Here is a 6,688-nt window from a genome sequence, read left to right as displayed (position 1 = left end):
CGGTGACGGCGCAGCACGGAGAGGTGCTGCGACAAGTGGGACGCCTCCAGCCCGGTCTCCGCCTGGAGGTCCGCGACGCGCACCTCCTCGGCCCCGGCGAGCAGTTCGAGAAGGCGAATGCGGAAGGGGTGCGCGAGGCCTTTGAAGAGGTTCGCCTTGACCTCGTAGAGGGGACGCTGACTCTGGGTGAATGGCATGATCAATCCATCATATCGACACGTGCTGCGGCGCCACAGTGACGTCGCAGCGACGCCGCAGTGACGCCGAGCGCTCCCTAGGATGGGGGCATGCGCATCCACATCGCCACCGATCATGCGGGGCTCGAGTTCTCGACGCAGCTGCAGCACCACCTCGCGGAGCAGGGCCACGACGTCGTGGACCACGGCCCGATCGAGTACGACCCGCTCGACGACTACCCCGCCTTCTGCATCCGTGCCGCCCAGGCCGTCGTCCGCGACCAGGCCGCCGGGATCGAGACGCTGGGCGTCGTCTTCGGTGGGTCGGGCAACGGCGAGCAGATCGCCGCCAACAAGGTACGCGGCATCCGGGCGGCGCTCGTGTGGAGCATCGCCACGGCCGAACTGGCGCGGGAGCACAACGATGCCAACGTGATATCCATCGGCGCGCGCCAGCACACCGTCGATGAGGCGATCGCCTTCATCGACCGCTTCATCGCGACACCGTTCTCGGGTGAGGAGCGCCACGCGCGCCGCATCGCTCAGCTGGCCGCATTCGAGACGGACGGCACTCTGGTTCCCGACCCGCGGGCGGGGACGTCGGCGCCGGCCGGTGGCGAGTCCGTCGACGCGATGGATCCCGAAGCCGGCTGATGCCCGAAGGTCACTCCGTACACCGCATCGCGCGCCAGTTCGATCGGAACTTCGTCGGACGAGAGGTCTCGGCATCCAGTCCGCAGGGCCGCTTCGCCGAGGGCGCCGCGGTCATCGACGGCCGTGAAGCCCTGGAGGTGCGCGCCGTCGGCAAGCAGATGTTCCTCGCCTTCGACGGCGACGTCTGGCTGCGTGTGCACCTCGGCATGTACGGCGCGTGGGACTTCGCGGGCGAGATCGAGATCGACCCCACCATCGCCTCGGCCAACGGCCGCATGGGACAGACCAATCAACGGGGAACCGACCTCGGTGCCGTCTACGACGCCGCCGGCGAGAACTCGCTGAGCTCGATCGGCGCACCGCGCAAGGCTCGCGTGCACGTCCGGATGAGCGAGCAGACACGCGGCCTCGACGGCGCCGACGAGACCGCGTGGCCTCCGCCGATCGTCGGACAGGTTCGGCTGCGCCTGCTCACCGCCGTCACCTCCGCGGACCTCCGAGGCCCCACCGCCTGCGAGCTGCAGGCGCCGGACGAGGTGCAGGCGACGATCGCGAAGCTCGGACCCGACCCTCTGGTCGATGATCTCGCCGAGGGGGAGGAGCGCTTCGTCGCGGCCGTCCGCCGCAAGGCGACGCCGATCGGCCTTCTGCTCATGGACCAGTCCGTCGTCAGCGGCATCGGAAACGTCTACCGCGCCGAGCTGCTGTACCGCGCACTGCTCGACCCGCACACGCCCGGAAAAATGGTTCCCGAAGAGCTCGTCCGACAGCTCTGGCGCGATTGGACGCGCCTGCTCGTGATCGGAGTCGAGACGGGTCAGATGATGACCATGGACGACCTCGATCCCGAGGCCTACCGGCGCGCGATGGCGAGTCGCGATGATCGGCACTGGGTGTACCACCGCGCCGGGCTGCCCTGTCGCGTCTGCGGCACCGAGATCGTGCTCGAGGAGATGGCCGCCCGAAAGCTCTACTGGTGCCCGAACTGCCAGAAGTGAGGCATCGATGAGACAGAACCCGAGCTTCACCGTGACCGACGTCGCGGAGCTGCGTCGCATCCTCGACGAGAACCCCTGGATGACGCTCGTGAGCCACGGCCCCGATGGTCTGGTCGCCTCGCATTACGCCGTGCTCCTGGACGACGACCACGACGACCTCACGGTCGTCGGTCACGTCGGCAAGCCGGACGATGCGATCCACGGCCTGGGACAGCACGAACTGCTGGTGATCGCCCAGGGGCCGCACGGGTACATCTCGCCGCAGTGGTACCTGCCGGGGCCGAACGTCCCGACCTGGAACTACGTCGCCGTGCACCTGTCCGGCATCCCCGAGATCCTCACCCCGGACGAGAATCTCCGTGTGCTGGAGCGGCTGGTGGCACGCTTCGAGAGCGCACTGCCCCAGCCGCGGCTGATGTGGCAGCCGCCCAACGACGAAGACTTCATCCGCCGACTGGAACGGGGCACGGTCGGCTTCCGCCTGACGCCCACGAAGGTGGTGGCCAAGCGCAAGCTGAGTCAGAACCGACCAGACGAGACCGTCGACGAGATCGTCGAACAGTTGGAAGCCGGCAGTCCCTACGCCGACCCGCGCCTGGCCGGGGAGATGCGCCGCGCGCACGAGGCCCTCCGGGCCGCGCGTGGTGCGCAACTCCGCCTGAACGGGCCGGGGCACCCGTCGCCGGCGCCGTCGCCACGTCCTGAGGAGGAGTTGTGAACGGGATGCCGCCGCGAGGCGCGACCGTCGACGTGATCGCCGATGCCCGCCTGACGGGTGCGGAGCGTCTCGACCCGTTCGGTGACGACCCGGTCGACATCCACCTCGCCCAGGGGCGGATCGTCGACATCGCCCCGTCGCGCGCGCTTCCCCGACGCGGCGAGGTGCTCGACGCGGATGGCGGCTGGGTGATCCCGGGACTCTGGGACCACCACGTGCACACCGTCCAGTGGGCGCTCGTCGCGCAGCGCGTGGCGCTGGGCGGAGTCAGATCGGCCGCAGAGGCTGCAGCGATCATGGGCCGCACCGCACCGTTGGCCGACGGTCGCCGGGTCGGAACGGGCTTCCGTGACGCACTGTGGCCCGACGAGATGTCACTCGCGACCCTGGATGCAGCGACCGGCGACGTTCCGACGTACCTCATCAACGCCGATGTGCACAGCGTGTGGCTCAACACGGCGGCGTTGCGTCGTGAAGGGTTCGCGCCCGACGACAGCGGCGTTCTCCGCGAAGAGCCCGCCTTCGAGATCTCGCGCAGGCTCAACGCCGCCGATCCTCTGGAGGGCGATCGCCTTGTCGGCGACGCGCTGAGCGCGGCTGCAGCTCGCGGGGTCGTGGGCATCGTCGATCTCGACATGGCGTGGAACGCCGACGCGTGGCGGCGTCGCCTGTCCGCCGGCTTCGACACGACCCGCGTGCGCTTCGGCATCTATCCACCGCAGCTCGATCGCGCTCTGTCGGAAGGACTGGCGTCGGGCGACGCCCTGGACGCCGCGGGACTTGTGCGGGTCGGTCCGCTCAAGATCATCACCGACGGGTCGCTCGGCACCCGGACGGCGGCGTGCTCGCACGCCTACCCCGACGATCCGCGCAACCACGGCGTGCTGACCGTGACGCCGGAGGTGCTCGTCGACCTGATGACGCGCGCCACCGGGGGAGGCCTGGCCTGTGCCGTCCACGCCATCGGCGACGTCGCGAACTCGCACGCTCTCGACGCCTTCGCCGGTACGGGAGCGGCGGGGACGATCGAACACGCGCAGTTGGTCGCGCATGCGGATATCCCGCGCTTCGGGAGGCTCGGCGTCGGCGCGAGCGTCCAACCCGAGCATGCGATCGATGACCGCGACATGACCGACACGATCTGGGCGACACAGACGAGTGTGCCGTACGCGCTGCGCTCGCTCGCCGCCACAGGGGCGAACCTTCTGTTCGGATCCGACGCGCCGGTCGCTGCCCTCGACCCCTGGGCCGCGATGGCGGCCGCCGTGTTCCGCACGCGCGATGGCCGCCCGGCCTGGCGCCCGGACGAGGGAGTGGATGCCGCCACCGCCCTCGCCGCGTCCACGGAGGGCGGCTCGCACACCGGCTCGGCGCTGTTTCCCGGCGACGTCGCCGACCTCGTGATCGTCGACCGCGACCCGCTGACAGCCGCGGAGGCGGATCTGCGCGGGACGCGCGCACACGCGACCATGATCGAAGGCCGCCTCACACACGTGGGGTGAACCCGAGAAACGACGAACGCCCCGGGATCCGATCCCGGGGCGTTCGTGGCGAGCTGTCGTTACGCGGCGAGGTGAGCCGAGAGGAACCAACGGTCCTTCTCGAGGCCGGCCTTGATCGCGATCGCGACGTCCTGGCTGGTGAGGTCGGTCTCATCGAGGCCGTCGATCGCGGCCTGCACGTCGGCGATGACGGCATCCATGTCCGAGACGATGGCGACGATCTCGTCCTGCCACTGCGCGAAGCCCGCGGGAACCGCGGTCGCTCCGGTCTTCTCCGCGACGGTGGACACGCGCGCGTCGAGAGGCAGGCCGAGGGCGACGATGCGCTCGGCGGCCAGGTCGGCGAAGCCCTGGGCGTTGCTGACGACCTGGTCGAGCAGCTCATGGATCGCGATGAAGTTCGCGCCGCGCACGTTCCAGTGCGCCTGCTTGCCGTTGACGGCGAGAGCCTGCAGTCCGAGAACCACGGGCGTCAGGAACTGGGCGGTGCCGGCGGCCGCCTCGGGGCCGGCAGCGGTCATGGAAATGTTCTGCGTCTTGGTCATGATCTCGTCTCCATTCGTCGTGGGTCTCCCACGTTGATGACAACGCTAGCGAGCGCCTCGCATCCGCAAGGAAGAGAAGGCTGGCTTTACGAACGGGCCGTGAATTTGATACGGAGACTATCGTTTGCCTCATGACGATCGCCGAAGACGCCTCGATTCTGTCCATCCCTGCCGGTCGGCCGGTGCTGCACGAGACCGCGTTCGTCGCTTCGGGCGCGCGTGTCGTCGGTGACGTCACTCTCGAAGAGGGCGCGAGTGTCTGGTACAACGCCGTCGTGCGCGGCGACAGCGCGTCGATCGCTCTGGGAGCCGGAAGCAACCTGCAGGACAACGTCTCGGTGCACGTGGATGCCGATCACCCCGTGATCATCGGGCGGAACGTGTCGGTCGGTCACAACGCGGTCGTCCACGGATGCACGATCGGCGACGGCTCACTGATCGGGATGGGCAGCGTGGTTCTCTCTGGCGCGGTCATCGGTTCGGGATGCCTCATCGCCGGGGGAGCGGTGGTGCTGGAGGGGACCGTCATTCCGGATGGATCGCTTGTGGCCGGTGTCCCCGCCAAGGTGCGCCGCGAGCTCACCGCCGAAGAGAAGGCCGGCATCCTCCGCAACGCCCAGATCTATCGGGCGCACTCGACCGCGCACGCGACGGCATCCGACGGGCGCTGATCTTGCCACGCCCGTGATCTTGTCGCAGGCCCCTCGATGCTCATGTGGAGGGGATGACGGGAATCGAACCCGCACCATCAGTTTGGAAGACTGAGGCTCTACCATTGAGCTACATCCCCGAGGCCGCTTGCGAGCGGCATCCCGAAGAGTCTACAAGGTCTTGTCGGCTAGACTGACCAACGGCCGTTATTCGGCGCACGCGACCTGAAAAGGTGAGTGCGCGCCCGGGGCGTAGCTCAGCTTGGTAGAGCGCCCGCTTTGGGAGCGGGAGGCCGCAGGTTCAAATCCTGTCGCCCCGACACGAACGACCCCCAGACCTAAGAAACCACGGACGCGCACGTGTGCGTCCGGACACGAGGAGAACACAGGCATGGTCACCAGCACCGTCGAGAAGCTCAGCCCCACGCGGGTCAAGCTGCACATCACGGTCACCCCGGACGAGCTCAAGCCGAGCATCTCGCACGCGTACGAGCACATCGCCCAGGACATCCAGATCCCCGGTTTCCGCAAGGGCAAGGTTCCCGCCCCGATCATCGACCAGCGCGTCGGCCGTGGTGCCGTCATCGAGCACGCGGTCAGCGAGGGACTGGATGCCTTCTACCGCGAAGCCGTCACCGCCAACGAGGTGCGCATCGTCGGCCGTCCGTCGGCCGAGGTCATCGAATGGCCCAGCGACAAGGACTTCTCCGGTGACCTCAAGGTCGAGGTCGAGGTGGACGTGCGTCCCGAGTTCGATCTGCCGGCCCTCGACGACGTCACCGTCGAGATCGACGCCGTCGAGACCGACGCGGCCGCGGTCGATGCGGAGCTCGACCGCCTGCGCGGCCGCTTCGGCACGCTGGTGACCGTCGACCGTCCCGCAGCCAAGGGCGACTTCGTCGAGCTGAACCTCGTCGCAACGATCGACGGCGCGGAGATCGACCGCGCAGAGGGCGTGTCATACGAGGTCGGCTCGGGCGAGCTGCTCGAGGGCATCGACGAGGCCGTCGAGTCGCTCACCGCCGGTGAGGACACGACGTTCCGCAGCTCCCTCGTCGGCGGCGACCACGCCGGCCAGGAGGCGGAGGTCTCGGTGACCGTCACCGCCGTCAAGGAGCGCGAGCTGCCCGAGGCCGACGACGACTTCGCGCAGATGGCCAGCGAGTTCGACACCATCGCAGAGCTGCGCGAGAGCCTCGCCGAGCGTGTCTCGGAGCAGTCGGTGTACCTCCAGGGCGCTGCGGCGCGCGACAAGCTCATCGAGGCGCTGCTCGCCAAGGTCGAGATCCCGGTGCCGGCGCAGCTGGTCGAGGACGAGGTGCACACGCACCTCGAGGGCGAGGGCCGCCTGGAGGACGACGAGCACCGTGCCGAGGTCACCGAGGCCAGCGAGAAGCAGTTCCGCACGCAGATGACTCTAGAGGATCCCCGGGACCGAGTCGAAT

At 68.8% G+C, this 6,688-nt stretch carries 8 protein-coding genes and 2 tRNA genes; 7 read left to right on the top strand and 3 right to left on the bottom strand.

Annotated elements, in window-relative coordinates:
- On the bottom strand, positions 1-197 hold a 197-nt coding region (locus tag I5I_RS08390; protein WP_036318340.1), incomplete at its 3' end, for an ArsR family transcriptional regulator.
- Between the two features lie 90 nt (positions 198-287).
- On the opposite strand from I5I_RS08390, the gene I5I_RS08385 reads away from it, so the two are divergent.
- The 4 genes from I5I_RS08385 to I5I_RS08370 are packed head-to-tail and all read left to right on the top strand — an operon-like array spanning position 288 to position 4,048.
- A complete protein-coding gene (locus I5I_RS08385) occupies positions 288-830 on the top strand; it encodes a ribose-5-phosphate isomerase (RefSeq protein WP_036318338.1) in 543 nt (180 codons plus the stop codon).
- The gene (locus I5I_RS08380; protein WP_036318337.1) at positions 830-1,828 is read left to right on the top strand and encodes an Fpg/Nei family DNA glycosylase; all 999 of its coding nucleotides are present in this window, start codon (positions 830-832) and stop codon (positions 1,826-1,828) included. The genes I5I_RS08385 and I5I_RS08380 overlap by 1 nt, the downstream gene beginning before the upstream one ends.
- Before the next feature lie 7 nt (positions 1,829-1,835).
- The gene (locus tag I5I_RS08375; protein ID WP_036318336.1) at positions 1,836-2,546 is read left to right on the top strand and encodes an FMN-binding negative transcriptional regulator; all 711 of its coding nucleotides are present in this window, start codon (positions 1,836-1,838) and stop codon (positions 2,544-2,546) included.
- 5 nt (positions 2,547-2,551) lie between these two features.
- Complete coding sequence (locus I5I_RS08370) at positions 2,552-4,048, top strand: amidohydrolase (protein ID WP_036318339.1); 1,497 nt, start codon at positions 2,552-2,554, stop codon at positions 4,046-4,048.
- A 59-nt stretch (positions 4,049-4,107) separates the two neighbouring features.
- Here the strand turns inward: I5I_RS08370 and I5I_RS08365 are convergent, their stop codons facing one another.
- Entirely contained in the window at positions 4,108-4,593 is a 486-nt protein-coding gene (locus I5I_RS08365; RefSeq protein WP_036318335.1) for a Dps family protein, read from the bottom strand.
- A gap of 131 nt (positions 4,594-4,724) precedes the next feature.
- Between I5I_RS08365 and I5I_RS08360 the strand changes: the two genes are divergently transcribed.
- On the top strand, positions 4,725-5,264 hold the full coding sequence (locus I5I_RS08360) for a gamma carbonic anhydrase family protein (RefSeq protein ID WP_036318334.1): 540 nt from the start codon (positions 4,725-4,727) through the stop codon (positions 5,262-5,264).
- Between the two features lie 45 nt (positions 5,265-5,309).
- On the opposite strand, the gene I5I_RS08355 is transcribed toward I5I_RS08360, so the two are convergent.
- Positions 5,310-5,383 (bottom strand) — tRNA-Gly (locus tag I5I_RS08355).
- A 106-nt stretch (positions 5,384-5,489) separates the two neighbouring features.
- Here I5I_RS08355 and I5I_RS08350 point away from each other — a divergent pair.
- Positions 5,490-5,563 (top strand) — tRNA-Pro (locus I5I_RS08350).
- 71 nt (positions 5,564-5,634) lie between these two features.
- Positions 5,635-6,688, top strand: a 1,054-nt coding sequence (gene tig, locus I5I_RS08345; protein ID WP_036318333.1) for a trigger factor, incomplete at its 3' end; no start/stop codon positions are given.

This window comes from Microbacterium sp. B24 (assembly GCF_000333415.1).
Classification (GTDB): domain Bacteria; phylum Actinomycetota; class Actinomycetes; order Actinomycetales; family Microbacteriaceae; genus Microbacterium.
The sequence above is the reverse complement of the archived record's forward strand: the minus strand, read 5'-3'. Positions and strand labels throughout refer to the sequence as shown.

What these genes read in the sequence shown, in the direction of transcription:
- I5I_RS08360 (WP_036318334.1), top strand. Translation starts at nt 4,725, where the DNA reads ATGACGATCGCCGAAGACGCCTCGATTCTGTCCATCCCTGCCGGTCGG.
- I5I_RS08365 (WP_036318335.1), bottom strand. Translation starts at nt 4,593, where the DNA reads ATGACCAAGACGCAGAACATTTCCATGACCGCTGCCGGCCCCGAGGCG.
- I5I_RS08370 (WP_036318339.1), top strand. Translation starts at nt 2,552, where the DNA reads ATGCCGCCGCGAGGCGCGACCGTCGACGTGATCGCCGATGCCCGCCTG.
- I5I_RS08385 (WP_036318338.1), top strand. Translation starts at nt 288, where the DNA reads ATGCGCATCCACATCGCCACCGATCATGCGGGGCTCGAGTTCTCGACG.
- I5I_RS08380 (WP_036318337.1), top strand. Translation starts at nt 830, where the DNA reads ATGCCCGAAGGTCACTCCGTACACCGCATCGCGCGCCAGTTCGATCGG.
- I5I_RS08375 (WP_036318336.1), top strand. Translation starts at nt 1,836, where the DNA reads ATGAGACAGAACCCGAGCTTCACCGTGACCGACGTCGCGGAGCTGCGT.